This window comes from Pseudomonas fluorescens group sp. (assembly GCF_020093335.1).
Taxonomy (GTDB): Bacteria; Pseudomonadota; Gammaproteobacteria; order Pseudomonadales; family Pseudomonadaceae; genus Aquipseudomonas; species Aquipseudomonas petroselini.
Map to the genome: position 1 here is coordinate 36,941 of NZ_JAIOKW010000037.1, position 20,375 is coordinate 57,315.

Annotated in this window: 14 protein-coding genes; 11 read left to right on the forward strand and 3 right to left on the reverse strand. The window is 63.0% G+C overall.

Translation table 11 applies throughout. The features are described from left to right. Positions 1-1,419: 1,419 nt before the first annotated feature. Positions 1,420-3,090 carry a response regulator gene (locus K7431_RS25505; RefSeq protein ID WP_012722001.1) on the reverse strand — a complete coding sequence of 557 codons (1,671 nt, stop codon included), beginning with the start codon at positions 3,088-3,090 and terminating at the stop codon, positions 1,420-1,422. A gap of 388 nt (positions 3,091-3,478) precedes the next feature. Here K7431_RS25505 and K7431_RS25510 point away from each other — a divergent pair, with 388 nt between their 5' ends. The 5 genes from K7431_RS25510 to K7431_RS25530 all read left to right on the forward strand — a co-directional run bounded on the left by K7431_RS25510 (position 3,479) and on the right by K7431_RS25530 (position 8,586). Continuing rightward, a complete protein-coding gene (locus tag K7431_RS25510; protein ID WP_370636181.1) occupies positions 3,479-4,456 on the forward strand; it encodes a DUF2333 family protein in 978 nt (325 codons plus the stop codon). Positions 4,457-4,458: 2 nt separating this feature from the next. After that, positions 4,459-4,995: an NUDIX hydrolase gene (locus K7431_RS25515; protein ID WP_012722003.1), complete on the forward strand. Its 537-nt coding sequence runs from the start codon at positions 4,459-4,461 to the stop codon at positions 4,993-4,995. A 194-nt stretch (positions 4,996-5,189) separates the two neighbouring features. Continuing rightward, a complete protein-coding gene (locus tag K7431_RS25520) occupies positions 5,190-5,561 on the forward strand; it encodes a translation initiation factor Sui1 (protein WP_012722004.1) in 372 nt (123 codons plus the stop codon). Positions 5,562-5,704: 143 nt separating this feature from the next. After that, entirely contained in the window at positions 5,705-7,618 is a 1,914-nt protein-coding gene (gene speA / locus K7431_RS25525; protein ID WP_012722005.1) for an arginine decarboxylase, read from the forward strand. 74 nt (positions 7,619-7,692) lie between these two features. Beyond that, positions 7,693-8,586, forward strand: a complete 894-nt coding sequence (locus K7431_RS25530) for an alpha/beta hydrolase (protein WP_012722006.1) — start codon at positions 7,693-7,695, stop codon at positions 8,584-8,586. Here K7431_RS25530 and K7431_RS25535 read toward each other — a convergent pair. Further along, entirely contained in the window at positions 8,531-9,868 is a 1,338-nt protein-coding gene (locus K7431_RS25535; RefSeq protein ID WP_012722007.1) for an MATE family efflux transporter, read from the reverse strand. The genes K7431_RS25530 and K7431_RS25535 overlap by 56 nt on opposite strands. A 299-nt stretch (positions 9,869-10,167) precedes the next feature. Here K7431_RS25535 and K7431_RS25540 point away from each other — a divergent pair, with 299 nt between their 5' ends. Then, positions 10,168-15,066, forward strand: coding sequence for an alpha-2-macroglobulin (locus K7431_RS25540; protein WP_012722008.1), 4,899 nt, complete (start codon positions 10,168-10,170; stop codon positions 15,064-15,066). Between the two features lie 77 nt (positions 15,067-15,143). Here the strand turns inward: K7431_RS25540 and K7431_RS25545 are convergent, their stop codons facing one another. After that, positions 15,144-15,437: a hypothetical protein gene (locus K7431_RS25545; RefSeq protein ID WP_012722009.1), complete on the reverse strand. Its 294-nt coding sequence runs from the start codon at positions 15,435-15,437 to the stop codon at positions 15,144-15,146. 90 nt (positions 15,438-15,527) lie between these two features. Here K7431_RS25545 and pbpC point away from each other — a divergent pair, with 90 nt between their 5' ends. The 5 genes from pbpC (at position 15,528) to K7431_RS25570 (ending at position 20,286) form a co-directional block, all read left to right on the forward strand. Beyond that, entirely contained in the window at positions 15,528-17,858 is a 2,331-nt protein-coding gene (pbpC, locus tag K7431_RS25550) for a peptidoglycan glycosyltransferase PbpC (RefSeq protein WP_012722010.1), read from the forward strand. A gap of 146 nt (positions 17,859-18,004) precedes the next feature. Next, positions 18,005-18,310: a MazG-like family protein gene (locus K7431_RS25555; RefSeq protein WP_012722011.1), complete on the forward strand. Its 306-nt coding sequence runs from the start codon at positions 18,005-18,007 to the stop codon at positions 18,308-18,310. Further along, positions 18,307-19,056 carry a methyltransferase domain-containing protein gene (locus K7431_RS25560; RefSeq protein ID WP_012722012.1) on the forward strand — a complete coding sequence of 250 codons (750 nt, stop codon included), beginning with the start codon at positions 18,307-18,309 and terminating at the stop codon, positions 19,054-19,056. The genes K7431_RS25555 and K7431_RS25560 overlap by 4 nt, the downstream gene beginning before the upstream one ends. A gap of 24 nt (positions 19,057-19,080) precedes the next feature. Next, a complete protein-coding gene (locus K7431_RS25565; protein ID WP_012722013.1) occupies positions 19,081-19,683 on the forward strand; it encodes a DUF4136 domain-containing protein in 603 nt (200 codons plus the stop codon). 45 nt (positions 19,684-19,728) lie between these two features. Then, positions 19,729-20,286 carry a DUF4136 domain-containing protein gene (locus tag K7431_RS25570; protein WP_012722014.1) on the forward strand — a complete coding sequence of 186 codons (558 nt, stop codon included), beginning with the start codon at positions 19,729-19,731 and terminating at the stop codon, positions 20,284-20,286. Positions 20,287-20,375: the final 89 nt, after the last annotated feature.

Below are 20,375 nucleotides of genomic sequence, written 5' to 3' on the forward strand. Positions count from 1 at the left end.
GGCTCAGGCCGATCACACGCTGGCCTTGCTCCACCGCCTGGCCCGCGCTGCGGCTGGCGCCGGCGGCCTGGCTGGCATCGCCGGCGACTTGCTGGATGGTCGCTTCCAGTTCACCCAGCGAATCGCGGATCTGCGCCGTGTCCCCAGCCTGGCGTTCGGCGCCGTCGTGCAGGCCGCTGCTCAGTTCGGCGAGGGCGCGGCTGCTGCCCGCGACTTCCTCGGCATTGCCGCGAATCGTGCCGACCAGGTCCACCAGGTAGGCGCGCAGGCGGTTCAGTGAGGCTTCGATATCGTGGAGTTCGCGGTTGGTCTTGCCCAAGGCAATCGGCCGGCTGAAGTCACCTTCGGCCCAGGTCGACAGGGCGGGTGCCAGGTTGGTCAGCACCCGTGCCAAGCGTCGTTGCAGGGTGTCGATCAGCAGTGCGATCAGCAGGATCAGGCCGATCATCACCCCTTGCATCACACGCACTTCGCCCTGGATCGCACCGTGCTGTGCGCGCACAACCGGTTCCAGGCCCGCAATGGCCTCCTGCACGGCGTTGATTTTCAGGCGGGTGCGGGCGGCCAGGTCAGCGCGTTGCTGGATTTGTTCGCGGGTGCGCTTGAGTTCAGCGGGATAGCGGGTCAGCAGGCTGTTGAGTTCGCGCTTGAGGTCGACGCCGGTGTCCTGGGCTTCGGCTTTTTCACTGTTTTCCAAGCCCATCATGGCCGAGAAGTCATCGGCGCCGGATTCGGCACTGGCCTTCACCCCCAGCAAGGGCAGTTGCTCCAACAGGTCGGCCTGGGTGCGGATATTGGCGACTTCGCGCTCCACATCCGTGGCCAATTCCGCGCGCCCGCTGCTCACCAGTTTGTCGCGGGCCAGGGACAGCTTGGCCAGGTGCTGGGATGCCGCCAGCAGTGGGGGCAAGTAACGCGCAGCTTCGGCAGAATTCACGCCGCTGGCGTATTGGCTCAGTTGCTCCAGGTTCGCGCCCAATTCGCGCTCGGCCTGCAGCAGCAAGGCTTGTGGGTCGCCAGCCAGCTTGCCGGCAGCCAGCAAGTCGGTCTTGCTGAACGCATCCAGGTCGACCAGGCTGGGCCGCAGGTTTTGTGCGAGGTCCGCAGGCAGTTCATCCAGATGCTGCAACAGGCTTTCCAGGCTCTGGCCGGCGCTGCTCAGGCGCAAGGCATCGCCACTGGCCAGGTAGTCGTCGATGTTGCGTGCAGCCTGGTTCTGGAAGGTCTGCGACAGGCCCAGGTAACGTTCCATCAGCAGATAAGGCCGCTCCAGCGCCCGTTGCGACCACCACAGCGTCGCCCCCAGCGCCAGGCACACGGCCACCAGAAGAAGGGTATTGAGATTGGTCAGCAGCTTCAGGCGCATGCGTGGTATCAACCGACAGCAAAAGATAAGTGCCTGAAGTTATTGCGTTTGCGTTACAGCGTTATGACCGAATCAGTGGATTCCGGTGAAAAGATGGCACTTTGCTTTGATGCGCGCGCAGCCTGCACGCGGTTGCGCCCGGCGTGCTTGGCGCGGTACAGCGCCTCGTCGGCCTGGGCGGCCATCATCAGGCTGTCGGAGTCGTCGCACAGCTCCACCAGCCCGGCGCTGAACGTGCACCATAAATCCTGCGGTTGGGCCGGGTAGTGGATTTCGGCAAAGCGGCCACGGATTTCATCCAGCACCTTGCAGGCCGATTCCAGGTCGGTGTCCGGCATCACAATGGCGAACTCTTCGCCGCCGTAGCGCCCGATGTAGTCGGTCTTGCGCAGGCGCTGCTTGAGAAACAGCGCCAGGCTTTTGATCACGCGGTCACCCATGGGGTGGCCGTGGCTGTCATTGACCCGCTTGAAGTGGTCGATATCCAGCATGGCAAAGCTCAGCGGCTTGTTCTCGCGGCGTGCGCGGAAGCTGCAGTCTTCAAGCAGTTGCAGGATGTGGGTGTGGTTGTACAGGCCGGTCAGGCTGTCGCGCACCATCCGTGCCTTGAGGTTGCGTGCGCGAGCGGCGCGGTTGCGCACGGTGGTGATCAGGTGGCGCGGCTTGATCGGCTTGGTGAGGAAGTCATCGCCGCCTTCGCTCATGGCGTCCAGTTGTTTGTCCAAGTCGTCCTCGGCCGACAGGTAGATGATCGGTACGCTGACATAACGGTCGTTATGGCGGATCACCTTGGCCAGTTCGGTACCGGTACAGGCGGGCATATACATGTCGAGGATGATCAGGTCGGGCTGGAAGTCCGCCAGCTCAGCCATGGCCTGGATCGGTTCGATCAGCGTGCGGGTGACGATACCGGCGCTGTTGAGCAGCCGCTCGGTGTGCAGCGCCTGGGCCCGCGAATCGTCGATGATCAGCACCTTATACGGCTCGTACTGGGCGACGCAGGTCAGCACTTCGATTTTTTCCAACAGGCTTGAAGCTTCCAGCGTCCCGGTCAGGAACTCCTGGCCCCCGGCGCGCACGGCGGCCAGCCGGGTAGGGGTGTCGGTCTCGTGCAGGCTGAAGAACAGCAGCGGCAGTTTGTGCTCCAGGCCTTCCTGGGCTTCGGCGGCGAGCTTGAGGCCCAGGCCGGTGCCGCAGAAATCCACGTCCATCACAATCGCCGAAGGCAGGCGCTCGGCCATCGCCGCCCGAAACGCGGCCACGCTGTCGAGGGATTGGGCGCTCAAACCGAAGAATTCCAGCTGCTTGGCCAGCCGCTCGGCGCGGTCGTGATCGGCCAGCATGACGTAGATCGGCTTGCGCATCGGCGGCAGGAAGGTTTGTTCCAGCTGGTCGCCCTGGCGCAGGCCGGTGCGGGACAGGCGCTGCATCAAGCGATTGAGTTCGGTGATCAGGTGGCTGCTGAGGCGCCCACGGTTCTCGTCGACTGCCTTGAGGGAGTCGCCGATGTGTTGCGCCAGATGGCGGTGTTCCGGTTGTTCGAAGCGCTCGGCAAACCGCAGCAGGCGCAAATTGGCCTCACTGAGTTCGGAAAGGTCGGTGCCTGACCACTCGCTGCGTTGCAGGCGCTGCCAGATCTCAAGAATTTGACGTGCCTGATGAATTACCCGCTGGGCAAAATGCTGCTTGAGACGCTCACGGCTGGGGTCTTCTGGCTCGGTCATATCCTGACTACTAGTTAGGGTGCATGCTGAGGTCGACTGATGGCTCTATGCTAGCACCTCTTTTCCTTGGGATGAGTGTCATGCATCAATAAACTGTGTGTTCCGGGTATTCAGTTGCTGACCCGGTGGTCGCGCAGCGTAAAAAGCGTGCATCCTTTATAGTCGAATACCCTCTGTACGCCAGTTTGGTGAAAAGCCCCGCACGGGCGGGCACGATGGGGTAGGGTTGTGGTCGGAGTGTTTGAACGCACGCCATCAATTCAAGTGCATGAACTCAAGTGATTGAAAGGATATCGCCATGCTGGACTGGAAAAACCGTGCAGGCAGTGCCAAAGGCCCCGCCCCTGAGCCCAAGTCGGCCAACCGCAGTTATCTTCGTACCGTGCTGATGAGCCGTGCCGTGCTCAGCGTGCTCGGCCTGTACCTGCTGGTCACCGGCGCCTTGGGCTGGTACTGGAGCGAAGAGCCGGCACTGTTTCCGGTCCAGCAGAACGCGCAGATTGCCGCCGAAAAAGACGGCAAGCAGATGGTGGTGGGCTTTACCACCGTCGAAACCCTCAAGACCGTGGTCGGCACCTTGCTGAACAAGCCCGGCGGCTACATTTCCAACGACCGTTTCCCGCCAGGCCTGTGGATGGACAACATGCCGAGCTGGGAATATGGCGTGCTGGTGCAGGTGCGCGACCTGACCCGCGCCCTGCGTAAAGACTTCGCCCGCTCGCAGTCGCAGTCGGCCGAAGACGCCGATCTGGCCAAGGCCGAGCCGCGCTTTAACTTCGACAACAAGAGCTGGGTGCTGCCATCCAGTGAGTCGGAATACCAGGAAGGCATCAATTCCCTGAGCCGCTATGAAGCGCGCTTGTCCGACCCGAACCAGCGCGGCGCACTGTTCTACGCGCGTGCCGATAACCTGAACAACTGGCTGGGCGATGTCGCCACCCGCCTGGGCTCGCTGTCGCAACGCCTGTCGGCCAGTGTCGGCCGGGTAAAACTCAACACCGCACTGAAAACCGAAGCCCTGGCTCCGGGTGAAGTGCCGCAGGTCGATGAAGAAGTGGTGGAAACCCCATGGATGCAGATCGACAACGTGTTCTACGAAGCACGCGGCCAGGCCTGGGCCCTGTCGCACCTGCTGCGCGCCATCGAAGTCGACTTTGCCGACGTGCTGGCCAAGAAGAACGCCACCGTCAGCGTGCGCCAGATCATTCGTGAGCTGGAGGCCTCGCAAGAGCCGGTGTGGAGCCCGATGATCCTTAACGGCAGCGGCTTTGGCGTATTGGCCAACCACTCGCTGGTGATGGCCAACTACATTTCCCGGGCTAACGCTGCGGTGATCGATTTGCGTCAGCTGCTCAACCAAGGTTGATGATGGACGCTACTCAAAAGGAGGCCGCCCACCGCGCGGCTTCCGATGCCGAACTGATCTGCTGGGTCGATGAGCAGGACACTCTGCTCGGCAGTCTTGTCAGGGCCGATCTGCGCCAGCGCGGGTTGATCGGCCGTTGCACCTTTATCTTCCTGTTCAATTCGGCCGGTGAGCTGTGTGTGCACCGGCGCACCCTGAGCAAAGCCATGTACCCCGGTTTCTGGGACACTGCGGCGGGTGGGATGGTAGCGGCGGGTGAATCCTATGCCGTGTCTGCTGCCCGAGAGCTGGAAGAAGAGTTGGGTGTCGGCGGGGTGGAATTGGTCGAACACGACCATTTCTACTTCGAAGATGGCGACAGCCGGCTCTGGTGCAAATCCTACTCGGCAGTCTGGGATGGGCCGCTGCGCCTGCAGCCGGAAGAGGTCATGGAAGCGCGCTTTTTGCCTATAGGCACTGTCCTGCAGGAGGCCGAACAAAAGCCTTACTGCCCGGACGCCCAAGAGGGGCTGCGACGTTATCTGGCCTCACGTCGCTAAAGTTGCATAAATTGGCGCCATTTGGCTCTTAGCAAGTCGGCTTTTTGTGGTTACACTGCGCGACTTTTCACCCGAACCACCCTGGTGGTTCGGTAGCGCTGCCCCTGCCTGAGTGGGGCTTCGCGGTTGGTGACTCGCCTCTTTTAACCAGAGCCGAGCGCTGGCCAGTCTTTGTCCTCCCAAGAGGATTGCCGGTGGCCAAAAAAGCCGCATCCTTCGCCGCCCTTGGTGGCCTGGTATTTTCCACCGATGCAGGTCGACACTGCCCGGACTGTCGTCAGCCCGTGGATTCGTGTACCTGCAAACAGACCCTGATCCCTGAAGGCGACGGTATTGCCCGCGTGCGCCGCGAAAGCAAAGGCCGTGGCGGCAAGACGGTGACCACCATCACCGGCGTGCCGTTGGCCGAAGAGGCGCTGAAGGAACTGGCCACCACGCTGAAAAAGCGCTGTGGCACAGGTGGCGCGTTGAAAGACGGGGTCATCGAGATCCAGGGCGATCACGTCGAGTTGCTGTTGGCCGAGCTGATCAAGCTCGGGTACAAGGCCAAGAAGTCCGGCGGCTGAAAGCCTCTTCCCAACCTGTGTCTAAACTCTGTCCTGCGCGTGGGGTCTACCTTGCTTGCAGGCAAATCGTCATTTTCATTCTTTAGACTGCGCCAGCCTCGAACCAGGGGCGGTGCCTTCGACTTCATATATAGGGGACTTCGATGTCCGTACGACGCACACGCAAAGACGATGGCAGCCAATGGACAGTTGCGGACAGCCGCAGTGTTTACGGGATTCGCCATTGGGGGGCCGGTTATTTCGCGATCAATGAAGCCGGTCGCGTAGAAGTCCGTCCGAACGGTCCGAACAGTACGCCCGTCGACTTGTACGAGCAGGTCGATGAACTGCGTAAAAGCGGCCTGTCCCTGCCGTTGCTGGTGCGCTTTCCTGACATCCTGCAAGATCGCGTACGCCAATTGACCGGTGCCTTCGATTCCAATATCGAGCGCCTCGAGTACCAGAGCAAGTACACCGCGCTGTACCCGATCAAAGTGAACCAGCAGGAAGCGGTGATCGAGAACATCATCGCCACCCAGAACGTGTCCATTGGCCTGGAAGCCGGCTCCAAGCCTGAGCTGCTGGCGGTATTGGCCCTGGCGCCGAAGGGCGGCACTATCGTCTGCAACGGTTACAAGGACCGTGAGTTCATCCGCCTTGCGCTGATGGGCCAGAAGCTCGGCCACAACGTGTTCATCGTGATCGAGAAAGAATCTGAAGTTGAGCTGGTGATCGAAGAGGCTGCCAGCCTTAAGGTCAAGCCCCAGGTCGGCCTGCGCGTGCGCTTGTCGTCGCTGGCGTCGAGCAAGTGGGCGGACACCGGTGGCGAGAAGTCCAAGTTCGGTCTGTCGGCGGCGCAGTTGCTGTCCGTGGTCGAGCGCTTCCGCGCGGCGGGCCTGGACCAGGGCATCCGCCTGCTGCACTTCCACATGGGTTCGCAGATCGCCAACCTGGCCGACTACCAGCACGGTTTCAAGGAAGCCATCCGTTACTACGGCGAGCTGCGCAACCTCGGCCTGCCAGTGGACCACATCGACGTGGGCGGTGGCCTGGGCGTGGACTACGACGGTACTCACTCGCGTAACGCCAGCTCGATCAACTACGACATGGACGACTACGCCGGCGTGGTCGTGGGTATGCTCAAGGAGTTCTGCGACGCGCAGAGCCTGCCGCACCCGAACATCTTCTCCGAAAGCGGCCGTTCCCTGACCGCGCACCACGCCATGCTGGTGGTGCAGGTGACCGACGTCGAGAAACACAACGACGAAATCCCGGTCATCGAAAACAAGGAAAGCCTGCCGGAAACCGTGCAATGGCTGGTAGACCTGCTGGGCCCGACCGACATCGAGATGGTCACCGAAACCTACTGGCGCGCCACCCACTACATGAGCGATGTGGCCACCCAGTACGCCGACGGCAAACTGACCTTGGCCGAAAAAGCCCTTGCCGAACAGTGCTACTTCGCCGTGTGCCGCCGCCTGCACAACTCGTTGAAAGCCCGCCAGCGCTCGCACCGCCAGGTGCTGGATGAACTCAACGACAAGCTGGCCGACAAGTACATCTGCAACTTCTCGGTGTTCCAGAGCTTGCCGGACACCTGGGCCATCGGCCAGGTACTGCCGATCCTGCCGCTGCACCGCCTCGACGAAGAGCCGCTGCGCCGTGCCGTGCTGCAAGACCTGACCTGCGACTCGGACGGCAAGATCAAGCAGTACGTCGACGAGCAAAGCATCGAAACCAGCTTGCCGGTACACGGCTTGAACGAAGGTGAAGACTACTTGCTGGGTATCTTCCTGGTGGGGGCTTACCAGGAAATCCTGGGGGACATGCACAACCTGTTCGGCGACACCGACTCGGTGAATATCTATCAGCGTGAAGATGGTTCGGTGTACAGCGCCGGCATCGAGACGCACGACACCATCGAAGACATGCTGCGCTATGTGCATTTGTCGCCGGAAGAGCTGATGACGCATTACCGTGACAAGTGTGCGAGCGCGAAGATCAGTGCGGCGGAGCGTACGCAGTTCCTGGATGCCTTGCGTCTGGGGCTGACGCGGTCGTCCTACCTGTCCTCGTAAAAAATGTGGGAGGGGGCTTGCCCCCTCCTACTTTTGACGCAGTGCTAATCCTGAAATTGTCTGAGGGCTGAGCAATGTTGAGTCAATGGCTGCAGGTGCTCACCCTGGCAATGGCAGCATGCTTGGCCGCCTGCTCCCCGATCAAAGTCCTCAACGCCCTCACTCCTTCCAATACCTTCACCAAAACCGCTGCCATCGCCTACGGCGATGATTCCCGCCAGAAACTCGATGTCTACCGGCCTGCGCCTGCTAGCTCCAACGCGCCGGTGGTGGTTTTTTTCTACGGCGGCAGCTGGAACAGCGGCTCCAGGGATGACTACGGTTTCGTCGGCGAAGCCCTGGCTTCACGTGGCATTGTCGTGGTGATTGCCGATTACCGGCTCTACCCTCAAGTGCGCTACCCCGCGTTTCTCCAAGACGGCGCCCGAGCGGTGGCCTGGACCCATCAGCACATCGCCGACTACGGCGGTGACCCGCAGCGGCTCTACCTGATGGGCCACAGCTCCGGTGCGTACAATGCTGCGATGCTCGCGCTGGACGCGCGATGGCTTGAGCACGTGAACCTGTCACCGTCGATGCTCAAGGGCTGGATCGGCCTGGCCGGGCCTTATGACTTCCTGCCGATTGAAAACCCGGAGGTAAAACCGGTGTTTTTCTTCCCCGATTCACCGCCCGATTCCCAGCCGATCAACCACGTCAGCGCCGGCGCACCGCCGAGCCTGTTGATGGCGTCGACCGACGACAAGCTGGTCAACCCCTCGCGTAATACCGGCGGCCTGGCCAACACGTTGCGGGCGGCGGGCGTGCCGGTTGAAACCTTCTACTTCGGCAAGACCAATCACCAGACGCTGGTGGCCGCGCTCTCCAAGCCGCTGCGCTGGCTGGCACCGGTACTGGATCGGGTCACGGCGTTTATCCAAGCCACTGATCCTGCCGGTTCAATCGCCAGGCAATCGCCCACAAAGTGAGGCTGCGCAGGGCCATGAACAGCAGGAAGGTTATCCACAGGCCGTGATTCCCCAAACCCTGCAACGCCCACGCGATTGGCAACGTCAGCAACAGGGTCAGCAGCATGCCGTTGCGCATTTCCCGTGCGCGGGTCGCACCGATGAACAAGCCGTCCAGCAAGTAACTCCACACCGCAATCAACGGCAGTAGCGCCAGATAGGGCAAGTAGATGTCGGCGGTTTCGCGCACGCTGGGAATATCGGTCTGCATGGCGATAAACAGGTGGCCGGCGAAGGTGAACAGCACGGCAAAACCAACGCTGGCGATCAGTGACCAACCGCCGGCCACCACCAGCGAGCGGCGCAGGGATGGGCGGTCGTGGGCGCCGATCGCGTGACCGCACAGGGCTTCGACCGCGTGGGCCAATCCATCCAGGGCGTGGGCCGTCAGTAACAGGCCGTTGAGCAATAGCGCGTTGGCCGCCACGGTAGCGTCGCCAAGGCGTGCGCCTTGCACCGTGATCATGAAAAACACCGATTGCAGCGCGAGGCTGCGGATGAAAATGTCGCGGTTGACCGCCAGCAGCGGGCGCCAGCTCTCCCAGCGTTTCAACGCCGCCCAGGCGAGATGGCCGGGGTAGGCGCGCAGGGCTTTTTGCGTGAGCGCCAGGCCGAGCAGGGCGCCGGCCCATTCGGCGACAACGGACGCGCGCGCCGAACCGACCACACCCCAATCCAGGCCAAGGACGAACCACAGGTTGAGGGCGATGTTGACCAGGTTGGTGGTCAGCAGGATCGCCAAGGGCGCGCGGGCGTTCTGCGTGCCGAGGAACCAGCCGACCAGTGCGTAGCTGGCCAACGCGGCGGGCAGGCCGAACAGGCGGGTGTTGAAGAAGTCTTGGGTCAGTTGATTCAGTTCGGGAGAGGGTTGCATCCATTCCAGGGCCAGATGGCTCAGGGGGATGCCCACTGTGCCTAATAGCATCGCCAGGCCCAGCGCCAGCAGCAGGCCTTGCAGCAGGATTTGCCGCAGTGCGGCGCCATCGTTGCGCCCGGCGGCTTGCGCGGCAAAGCCGGTGGAACCCATGCGCAGGAAGCCCATGGCCCAGGCAAGAAAGGTATACAGGCTGGCGCCGACCGCCACGGCGCCCAGTTGATGGGCATGGGGCAGGTGGCCGATGACCATGCTGTCGACCAGGGCCACCAGTGGCACCGAGATATTCGACAGGATCATCGGCGCAGCCAGGGCCCAGACGCGGCGGTGGGTAGGGCGGTGGCGCCAGTCGGTGAGTAGGGTGTGCATGCGGGCTCCTTCAGAGGAGCGGCATTGTAACGGGCCCTTAATGTCACTGCAGAACCAATGTGGGAGGGGGCTCGCCCCCGATGGCAGTCTGTCAGTGGGTGAATCTGGAGCTGACCCACCGCCATCGGGGGCAAGCCCCCTCCCACATTTGGATCGTCAGCGTTTGTGGGATTTGGCTCCGCTGGCGTTCCCTCAAGAACCAAACCACCCTCCGTCGGTCAATGTGACCGGCACCTCATCGGCCCCACTCGGGCTGATATATAGTTCACCCCTCGGATCCCTCTCACGACGAGTTCCCCATGCTTAACAAAGGACTGTTCCTTGCCTGCGCGCTGGCCCTGCTGAGCGCCTGTGATTCCTCCGATAAACCGGCTGCTCCGACCGCGCCTGCGGCGGCGACGGTTGCCCCCAAGCCGGCCAAGGCCGCCGTGGATGTGGCGGCGCTGAAGCAGCGCTACGCCGGGCGTGAATTGAGCGTGGTGGATGTGTCCGAGGTGCAGCTCGACGGGGCCAGTACCTTGTCGGTGAGCTTTTCCATTCCGTTGGATCCCGATCAGAAATTCGCTGACAAACTTCACTTGGTCGACAGCAAGTCGGGCAAGGTCGATGGTGCCTGGGAAATCTCCGACAACCTGATGGAGCTGCGCCTGCGTCACTTGGAGCCGCAGCGCAAGTTGGTGCTGACGGTTGACCCCGGCGTGAAGGCCGTGAATAACAACCTGCTGCCCGCCGAGTACATCGCCCGCCTGGAAACCCGCGACCTGCAAGCCACCGTCGGTTTCGCCAGCCGTGGCACGCTGCTGCCGACGCGCCTGGCCGAAGGCCTGCCGGTGATCGCGCTGAACGTCGACAAGATCGACGTCGAGTTCTTCCGCATCAAGCCCGAGTCCTTGCCGTCGTTCCTGGCGCAGTGGGGGCGCAACACCAGCCTGCAAAGCTATGAGTCCCGCGAACTGCTGCCGCTGGCCGATTTGGTCTACGGCGGTCGTTTCGACCTGAACCCGGCGCGTAACACCCGCGAAACCCTGTTGCTGCCGATCGCCGGCCTCAAGCAATTGCAGCAGCCGGGCGTGTACCTGGCGGTGATGCGTGCCTCGGGCACCTACAACTATTCCCAACCGGCGACGCTGTTTACCTTGAGTGATATCGGCCTGTCGGTGCACCGCTACGCCAATCGCCTGGACGTCTTTACCCAGGCGCTGGAAGGCGGCAAGGCGCTGGATGGCGTCGACCTCGAAGTGCTCGACGCCGAGGGTCGCGTGCTGGGCCAGGGCAAGACCGAGAAGGGTGGCCACGCTGAGTTGCCTTTGCCGAAAAAGGCCCAGGTGCTGCTCGCCAAGCAGGGCGAACAGACCAGTATGCTGCGCCTCGACAGCGCCGCGCTGGACCTGGCCGAGTTCGACATTGGCGGCCAACCGTCCCACCCGTTGCAGTTCTTCGTCTTTGGTCCGCGCGACCTGTATCGCCCTGGCGAAACCGTGCTGCTCAACGCCTTGCTGCGGGACAAGGATGGCAATGCCGTCAAACCGCAGCCGGTGAGCGTCGAAGTGCGTCGCCCGGATGAACAGGTGAGCCGCAAGTTCGTGTGGGATGCCGATGCCTCCGGCCTCTATCAATATCAACTGCAACTGGCCGGCGAAGCACCGACCGGGCGCTGGCAGTTGGTGTTCGACCTGGGTGATGGCAAGCCGCAGTTGTATGAATTCCTTGTCGAAGACTTTTTGCCTGAGCGCCTGGCGCTGGAACTCAAGGGCAGTGACACGCCGTTGAGCCCGGCAGACGACGCGGTGATCCAGGTCAACGGTCGTTACCTGTACGGCGCGCCTGCGTCGGGCAATCGGGTCAGTGGGCAAGTCTATGTGCGGCCGCTGCGCGAAGCGGTCAAGTCGCTGCCCGGTTACCAGTTCGGTTCCGTCACCGAAGAAGAGCTGAGCCAGGATTTCGAGCTGGACGAGAGCGTGCTCGACGCCAAGGGCCAGGAAGCACTGACCCTGGAAAGCAAATGGGCCGAGGCCAAGTCACCGCTGCAACTGATCGTACAGGCTAGCCTGCAAGAGTCGGGCGGGCGGCCGATCACGCGGCGCCTGGTGCAGCCGATCTGGCCGGCCGAGCAACTGCCGGGCCTGCGCGGGTTGTTTGACGGCACGGAAACCAACGGCGATGGCCCGGCGGAATTCGAAGTGCTGCTGGCCAACCAGGACGGGCAGAAACTCGCCGCGCCAAACCTCAAGGTGCGCCTGGTGCGCGAGCGTCGCGATTACTACTGGAACTACTCCGAGAACGATGGCTGGAGCTATCACTTCAACGAGAAATTCCTCAACCTCGACGAACAGACCCTGAACATCAAGGCCGGCGACACCGCCAAGGTCAGCTTCCAGGTGGAGTGGGGCCCTTACCGCGTTGAAGTGGAAGACCCGCAGACCGGCTTGGTCAGCAGCTTGCGTTTCTGGGCCGGCTACCAGGCCCAGGACAACACCGAAGGCGGTGCCGTGCGGCCGGACCAGGTCAAGCTGGCGCTGGATAAACCGGCGTATGGCGATGGCGACACAGCCAACGTCACCGTCACGCCGCCGGCGGCCGGTAAAGGCTACCTGCTGGTGGAGTCTGCCGAAGGGCCGCTGTGGTGGCAGGAAATCGATGTGCCGGCCGAAGGCAAAAGCTTCGCTGTGAAGCTCGATCCGACATGGTCGCGCCATGACCTGTACGTGAGCGCCTTGGTGATTCGCCCGGGCGAGCGCAAAGCCAATATCACCCCAAAACGTGCAGTAGGCCTGCTGCACCTGCCGCTGGATCGCACCCAACGCAAACTGGGCGTGACCCTCACCGCGCCGGAAAAAATGCGCCCCAAACAACCGCTGACGGTGAAGATCGCTGCTAAAAATGCCGATGGCAGCGTGCCCAAGCAGGTGCATGTGTTGGTGGCGGCGGTGGACGTGGGCATCCTCAATATCACTGAATACCCGACGCCGGACCCGTACTCCAGCCTGTTCGGCCGCAAGGCCTACGGCGTGGACCAATTCGATATCTATGGCCAGTTGATCGAAGCCGGGCAGGGCCGCCTGGCCAGCCTGGCGTTTGGTGGCGACGCGGCGTTGGCCAAGGGCGGCAAGCGCCCGGACACCAGTGTGACCATCGTCGCCCTGCAAAGCGCGCCGGTGACCTTGAATGAGCAAGGCGAGGGCGAAGTCAGCGTCAACATTCCCGACTTCAACGGCGAACTGCGCCTGATGGCCCAGGCCTGGACCGATGATCGTTATGGCATGGCCGAAGCCAAAACGGTGATCGCCGCGCCGCTGATCGCCGAGCTGTCGGCACCGCGCTTCCTCGCCGGGGGGGACCAGACGACGCTGGCGCTGGACCTGTCCAACCTGTCGGGCAAGGCGCAGAAGCTGGAGGTGCAACTGAGCGCCGACGGGCAGTTGGAGTTGGTCAACAGTGGCGCGCAAACCGTTGAGCTGAAACCAGGCCAGCGCACCACCCTGCGCATCCCAGTGAAAGCGTGGGGCGGGTTGGGCCAGGGCAAGGTCAAGGTGACGGTGAACGGCCTCGACCTGCCGGGCGAGACCCTGCCGCCGTTCACCCGTGAGTGGACCCTGGGCGTGCGGCCTGCGTACCCGGCGCTGCTCAAGCATTACCGTGCGGTGCTCAAGGATCAGCCATGGACTCTGCCGGTAGGCACCCTGGATCAATTCGATGCCTCGGGGCGCCAGGCACTGCTGAGCCTGTCGAGCCGGCCACCGCTGAACCTCGGTGCGCAGATCAGTGCACTCAAGGCCTACCCCTACGGTTGCCTGGAGCAGACCGCGAGCGGCCTGTACCCGTCGCTGTATGCCGACGATGCATTGCTCAAGCGCCTGTCGATCAAAGGCGAGTCGGACAGTGAGCGTAAACGCAAGATCGAGCTGGGCATCGAACGCCTGCTGGGCATGCAGCGCTACAACGGCAGCTTCGGTTTGTGGGGCGCTGATGGCGAAGAAGAATACTGGCTGACGGCTTACGTCACCGACTTCCTGCTGCGTGCCCGTGACCAGGGTTTTGCGGTGCCGCCTGAAGCGTTGAAAAAGGCCAGCGAGCGCCTGCTGCGGTATGTGCAGGAGCGTAACCTGATCGACGTCGACTACAGCGATAACGCCGACCACACCCGCTTTGCCGTGCAGGCCTACGCCGGCATGGTGCTGGCGCGCAGTCAGCAGGCGCCGCTGGGGGCGCTGCGCAGCATCTTCGAACGACGCAGCGATGCGCGCTCCGGTTTGCCGCTCGTGCAGTTGGCCATCGCGTTGCAGAAGATGGGCGACCAACCCCGCGCGGACCAAGCCTTGCTCGCCGGGCTGGCGGCACAGCGCAATGCCAATGAATGGCTGGCCGACTACGGCAGCCCGCTGCGGGACCAGGCGATGATCCTGGCGCTGCTGGAAGAGAACGACCTGGCCAAAGGCAAGCGTGAGGAGCGCTTGTTCACCCTGTCGGACCAGTTGGCCGCCAGCCCCTATCTGTCGACCCAGGAGCGTAACGCGCTGTTCCTGGCCGGGCGCCTCGGGTTCGCCAAACCGGATGCGAACTGGCAGGTGTCGCTCACCGGCAGTGGCGGTGTGCAGGAATTGAATAATCAGCAACCGACGCTGGCGTTGGAGGGCAAGTGGCTGTCCAGCGACTTGAGCCTGAGTCATCAGGGCGAGACGCCGGTGTACCAGCAACTGACGATCTCGGGTTATCCACAGGTGCCACCCGCGCCTGGCGGTGACAACCTGAGCATCCGTCGCGAATACCTGGGCATGAACGGCCAGCCGCTGAACCTGCGCAGCCTCAACAGCGGCGATCTGGTGCTGGTGCATCTGGCGGTCAGTGCCAAGCAGCGTGTGCCGGATGCCCTTGTGGTGGATTTGCTACCGGCCGGTTTGGAGCTGGAAAACCAAAACCTGGCGCAAAGTGCCGCCAGCCTGGAAAACGCCAGCAGCCAGGTGAAGGAGTGGCGTGAGTCGATGCAGAACGCGTCGCTCAAGCATCAGGAGTTCAGGGACGACCGCTACGTGGCGGCGATCAATCTGGAAGGCTCTGGCACGACGCACCTGCTGTACCTGGCGCGTGCCGTGACGCCGGGCACTTACCGCGTGCCGCCGCCGCAGGTGGAGTCGATGTACCGGCCGAACTGGCAGGCGGTGGGAGAGGCGCCGGCGGATCTCGTGATCAAGGGGCGCTGATATTTAAATGACGGAACTGGGTGCAAATGTGGGAGGGAGCAAGCCCCCTCCCACAGGTGATGTGTGGTGCTTTTGGGTCAGTGGACGACCCAGCTCAGGAGCCACAGGCCCAGCAGCAGCCAGATGATGCCCATGATGATCGAGGCGCGCATGAAGGCACGCACGGCCGAGTACAGCAGCATCAGGCCGATGATCAGGGTAATGATGCTGATGATCGAGGTGTCCATGCCCAACGTGCGGGACAGGCCGTCGATGAAGTTGCCACCGGCGTTGGTCAGGGCACCGAACAGGCCGCTGAGTCCGTCGACGATAAAGCGGATGACGGAACCGAGCGCTTGGCCCAACCATCCGAAAAAGCTTTCTACCTGCATGTGTGTGTCCTGATGAGAGGGTGGGCGTGTCTGTGCCTTTGGTTGTTATTGCAACAGGCTAGTTCCCTATAAGCATAGAGGTTTGCCAGTTTGAGTTTGCGTTTAGTTGCCCGCTGGACCCTGGCCAGCCTTTTGTTGGTGATCGCCTTGCTATGGCTGGCCGACCGCATCTGGCCGTTGCCCCTGCCCCAGGACGATCTGGCGCGGGTGGTGCTGGCTGAGGATGGCACGCCGTTGTGGCGGTTTGCCGATGCCAATGGGGTGTGGCGTTATCCGGTGCAGACAAGCGAGGTGTCGCCGTATTACCTGGAGGCGTTGCTGACCTATGAAGACCGTTGGTTTTACCAGCACCCCGGCGTAAACCCACTGGCGCTGGTACGAGCGACGTGGCAGAACCTCACCGGCACGCGGGTGGTGTCGGGCGGCAGCACCTTGTCGATGCAGGTGGCGCGGTTGTTGGATCCGCATTCGCGCACGTTCCATGGCAAGTTGCGCCAGTTGTGGCGCACGGCGCAGTTGGAATGGCACCTCTCCAAGGCAGAAATCCTTAACCTCTACCTGAACCGCGCACCGTTTGGCGGTACGTTGCAAGGCGTGGCGGCCGCCAGTTGGGCGTATCTGGGTAAATCGCCTTCACAGCTGACCCATGCCGAAGCCGCCTTGCTCGCCGTGCTGCCCCAGGCGCCCAGCCGTTTGCGTCCGGACCGTCACCCGCAACGCGCCCAGGAAGCCCGTGACAAAGTGTTGCGTCGACTCGCCGAGTTCCAGGTGTGGCCGCAAGCTGCCGTCGACGAAGCCCTGGAAGAACCGCTGCTGCTTGCCCCGCGCCTGGAGCCGAGCCTGGCGCCGTTGCTCGCGCGCCGCCTGAACCGCCCCGACAGCCCGCCGCTGATCCGCACCACCCTGGACGCCACCCTGCAACGCCGCCTTGAAGACCTGCTGCTGGGCTGGCGCGCGCGTTTGCCGGAGCACACCTCCGCCGCCATTCTGGTGGTGGAGGAAGAAACCATGGCCGTGCGTGCCTACCTCGGCTCGGTGGACATCAATGATGCCAAGCGCTTTGGCCATGTGGACATGATCAGCGCCCTGCGTTCGCCGGGCTCCACCTTGAAACCTTTCCTCTATGGCATGGCCCTGGACGATGGGCTGATTCACTCCGAATCCCTGTTGCAGGACGTACCCAGGCGTTATGGCGATTACCGGCCGGGCAACTTCTCGATGGGTTTTACCGGTGCGGTGCCGGCGAGCACGGCGCTGTCCAGTTCGCTCAACCTGCCGGCGGTGCAGTTGTTGGAAGCCTATGGGCCGAAGCGGTTTGCCGCCGAGATGCGCATCGGCGGCGTGCCTCTGGCATTGCCCGCATTGGCCGAGCCGAACCTGGCGCTGATCCTGGGCGGCGCAGGCAGTCGCCTCGAAGATCTGGTGAGCGGCTACAGCGCCTTCGCCCGGGACGGCAGGAGCGCCAATATTCGATTACAGCCGGACGATACGCTTAGGGAGCGACCGTTACTGTCGCCAGGGGCCGCCTGGATTGTGCGGCGCATCCTCAGTGGCCAGGCGCGGCCGGACCGCGACCCACGTGCCGAGTTGGTGCAGCGTCCCGTGCTGGCCTGGAAAACCGGCACCAGCTATGGCTTTCGCGATGCCTGGGCGATTGGCGTCGGCCCGCGTTATTTGATCGGTGTGTGGATCGGCCGACCGGACGGCACACCGGTGCCCGGCCAGTTCGGCCTGGCCTCCGCAGCGCCGTTGATGTTGCAGGTGCACGATGTGCTGACCAACCGCGACAGCCAGCGGGGTATCAGCGCGCCCGTCAAGCCGGTGCCGGCGAATGTCGGCGTGGCGGCGATCTGTTGGCCGTCGGGCCAGCCCATGAGCCGCAGCGACCCCAATTGCCGTCGCCAGCGCTTCGCCTGGACGCTGGACCACACCACGCCGCCGACCTTGCAGGCGCTGGACCAACCGTTGAGCGTGGGCTTGATGGAAAGTGTGTGGGTGAATGCCAAGGGCTTGCGGGTCGACGCCCATTGCCCTGGCGCCGAGCCCAAGACCATCGCCCTGTGGCCGGCGCCTCTGGAGCCCTGGCTGCCCAGGGCCGAGCGGCGCGAAGCGCGCATCCCCGCGGCGGACCCCGATTGCCCGCCACCGGCGCTGGCCGCGTCGTCACCGCTGTCGATTGTCGGTATCCGCGAAGGTGACCAACTGCGCCTGCCTGCCGCCAGTCAACAAGCCCTGCGCCTGAAAATCTCCGCCCTGGGCGGCAGTGGGCGGCGCTGGTGGTTCCTCAACGGTGCGCCCCTGGGCGACAGCGCTAACCAGGACTTCATCAACGCCAGTTTCGAGCGCTTGGGCCGCTATCAACTCAGCGTCCTCGACGAAGCCGGGCAAACTGCCAGGCTTGAGTTCAGCGTCGTTGATTAGATCGCCATCGGGGGCAAGCCCCCTCCCACACTTGGATGTGTTCACCTGCCAAAGGTGGGAGGGGGCTTGCCCCCGATAGCGATCTGAAGGTTCACTTGCCTTCAAGGCCATTCCCCCCGAAGCTATCCACCTTCAGGAGCCCCCGCATGAACCTCGAACACCTCACCGAACGCCTGCACCGCATCCGCGATAACAACGACTGGAAGCCATTCCACAGCCCGAAAAACCTGGCCATGGCCGCCAGCGTCGAAATGGCCGAGTTGGTGGAAATCTTCCAATGGCTGACCGAAGACCAATCGCGCCAGCTCTCTGCCGATAAGCTCGCCCATGCCGGGCAGGAAGTCGGCGATATCGTGCTGTACCTGCTGTTGCTGTGCAGCGAGTTGGGCCTGGACATGAACGAGGTGGTGCGCGCCAAACTGGCCGACAGCGAACGGCGGTTTGCCCAATGAGTGACCGCCATTTCGACCAGTTGGCCACGCGTTTCGCCGAGAAAATCTACGGCGGTGCCAAAGGGGCGATTCGCCTGGCAGTGCTCCAGGCCGACTTGACCGAAGCCCTGCCCAAGCGCCCCTTGCGTGTACTGGATATCGGCGCGGGGCTGGGCCATATGTCGCTGTGGCTGGCCGAGCAAGGCCACGCGGTCACCCTGGCCGAACCTGCCGAGCCGATGCTCGAAGGCGCCCGCCAACGTTTCGCCGAGGCCGGGCAGACCGCAACTTTTATCCATGCGCCATGGCAAGCGCTGCTGGGCCAGCTCACCGAACCCTACGACGTGGTGCTGTGCCACGCCGTGCTGGAATGGTTGGCCGAACCCCATGCGATCCTGCCGGTGCTGCACCAACTCACGGTCCCCGGCGGCTGGCTGTCGTTGGCGTTCTACAACCGCGATGCGCTGATTTATCGCAACCTGCTCAAAGGCCACTTCCGCAAAATGCGCAAGAACGACATGGCCGGCGAAAAGCAGAGCCTCACGCCGCAACAACCACTCGATCCGCGTGAGTTGGCGGCGCAACTCGTAGACCTTTGGCAGGTCGAAAGCCAAAGTGGTGTGCGGGTATTTCATGACTATATGCCGGTGGAATTCCAGGCCCGCGCGGATTTGCAGGACCTTCTGGAGATGGAACTCGCTCACCGTCGTCACCCAAGCTTTGCCGGACTTGGGCGTTATTTGCACTGGATCTGCCGTCCGGTTTAAGCGGCCCAGTCTGCGGAGGTCGAAATGCGTCGTCTCTGTTTGATCCTGTTGTCCCTGGGGTTGGGCGCCTGTTCAAGCCCTAACCCTTATGTCGCCACCTCGGCGCCGATCCCGCCGGCGCCGCCCCAGGCCGCCAACACCTTTGATGCCAGCGCCTACCCGGCGCCGGTGCGCGACTACGGCGCCTACCGCAACTGGGCCTGGCGCAACGGCCAACTGCCGGCAGGCACGGCCTGGGCGGATTCGGCGCAGATTGCCGAGGCGGTCAGCGGTGCCCTCGACCAACGCGGCCTGCGCCCCTTGCACGACAACCGCCCTGCGGACCTGCTGGTGAGCGCCGACGTGCGCCTGGAGAAGCGCCTCAAGCAGGTCCAGGACGACTACGGCTACGGTTACGGCGGCTATAACCGCTATGGCAATGGCTACGGCATGTACAACTCGGTGCCGATCGTGCGCACCTATGAGGTCCAGGTCGTGGTGGTTCGCGTCAACCTGTTCGATGCCCGCTCCGGTCAGCCGGTGTGGAGTGCCAGCGCCGAAACCGGCAGCCAGGGCAGCCTCAGCGAGCGGGGCGATGCCTTGCGCCAGGCGGTGCAAAAGGCGATGACGGCGTACCCTCCCAGTTAACCGCTATTCTCATCTCAAGCGCGGGTCGCTCTTTGGAGAACAACCATGTTTCGTCGTATCGCTACGCTAGCTGTCGTCCTGTTGCTGGGCGGTTGCCAGACCAGCCAGGTCAACCATGACTTTGATGCCAGTCGAGACTTCGGCGCCTACCGCAGTTGGGCCTGGAAAGACCCGGCCCTGCAATACCGCCCCGATGATCCGCGCATCAAGAGTGACCTCACCGAACAACGCATCCGCGAAGCCGTGGGTGAACAGCTTGATCAGCGCGGCCTGCGCCCCGCCGCGCCGGGCAGCAAGGCTGACCTCAATGTGCAGGCCTACCTGATCGTCGAAGATCGCCAGCAACAAGTCACCACCAACTACGGCGGCGCCTGGGGCGGCCCATGGAATGGCTACTGGGGCGCGCCGATGTACAACGAAACGCGCAACATCACTTACAAAGTGGCGACCGTCCAGATCGACCTGCTCGACGGCAAGGACGGCAAACTGGTCTGGCGCGGCAGCGACGAACAAATGATGGCCAGCTCGCCCAACCCCCAGGATCGCGACAAAGCCATCCGCACCACCGTCACCCGCATCCTCTCCAGCTACCCACCCCACTAAAAAACCACACAAACCCATTGTGGGAGGGGGCTTGCCCCCGATAGCGGTGTATCAGTAACAGCTGAGCTGGCTGACACTCCGCTATCGGG

What these genes read in the sequence shown, in the direction of transcription:
- K7431_RS25505 (WP_012722001.1), bottom strand. Translation starts at nt 3,090, where the DNA reads ATGACCGAGCCAGAAGACCCCAGCCGTGAGCGTCTCAAGCAGCATTTT.
- K7431_RS25510 (WP_370636181.1), top strand. Translation starts at nt 3,479, where the DNA reads ATGAGCCGTGCCGTGCTCAGCGTGCTCGGCCTGTACCTGCTGGTCACC.
- K7431_RS25515 (WP_012722003.1), top strand. Translation starts at nt 4,459, where the DNA reads ATGGACGCTACTCAAAAGGAGGCCGCCCACCGCGCGGCTTCCGATGCC.
- speA (WP_012722005.1), top strand. Translation starts at nt 5,705, where the DNA reads ATGTCCGTACGACGCACACGCAAAGACGATGGCAGCCAATGGACAGTT.
- K7431_RS25530 (WP_012722006.1), top strand. Translation starts at nt 7,693, where the DNA reads ATGTTGAGTCAATGGCTGCAGGTGCTCACCCTGGCAATGGCAGCATGC.
- K7431_RS25535 (WP_012722007.1), bottom strand. Translation starts at nt 9,868, where the DNA reads ATGCACACCCTACTCACCGACTGGCGCCACCGCCCTACCCACCGCCGC.
- K7431_RS25540 (WP_012722008.1), top strand. Translation starts at nt 10,168, where the DNA reads ATGCTTAACAAAGGACTGTTCCTTGCCTGCGCGCTGGCCCTGCTGAGC.
- K7431_RS25545 (WP_012722009.1), bottom strand. Translation starts at nt 15,437, where the DNA reads ATGCAGGTAGAAAGCTTTTTCGGATGGTTGGGCCAAGCGCTCGGTTCC.
- K7431_RS25555 (WP_012722011.1), top strand. Translation starts at nt 18,005, where the DNA reads ATGAACCTCGAACACCTCACCGAACGCCTGCACCGCATCCGCGATAAC.
- K7431_RS25560 (WP_012722012.1), top strand. Translation starts at nt 18,307, where the DNA reads ATGAGTGACCGCCATTTCGACCAGTTGGCCACGCGTTTCGCCGAGAAA.
- K7431_RS25565 (WP_012722013.1), top strand. Translation starts at nt 19,081, where the DNA reads ATGCGTCGTCTCTGTTTGATCCTGTTGTCCCTGGGGTTGGGCGCCTGT.
- K7431_RS25570 (WP_012722014.1), top strand. Translation starts at nt 19,729, where the DNA reads ATGTTTCGTCGTATCGCTACGCTAGCTGTCGTCCTGTTGCTGGGCGGT.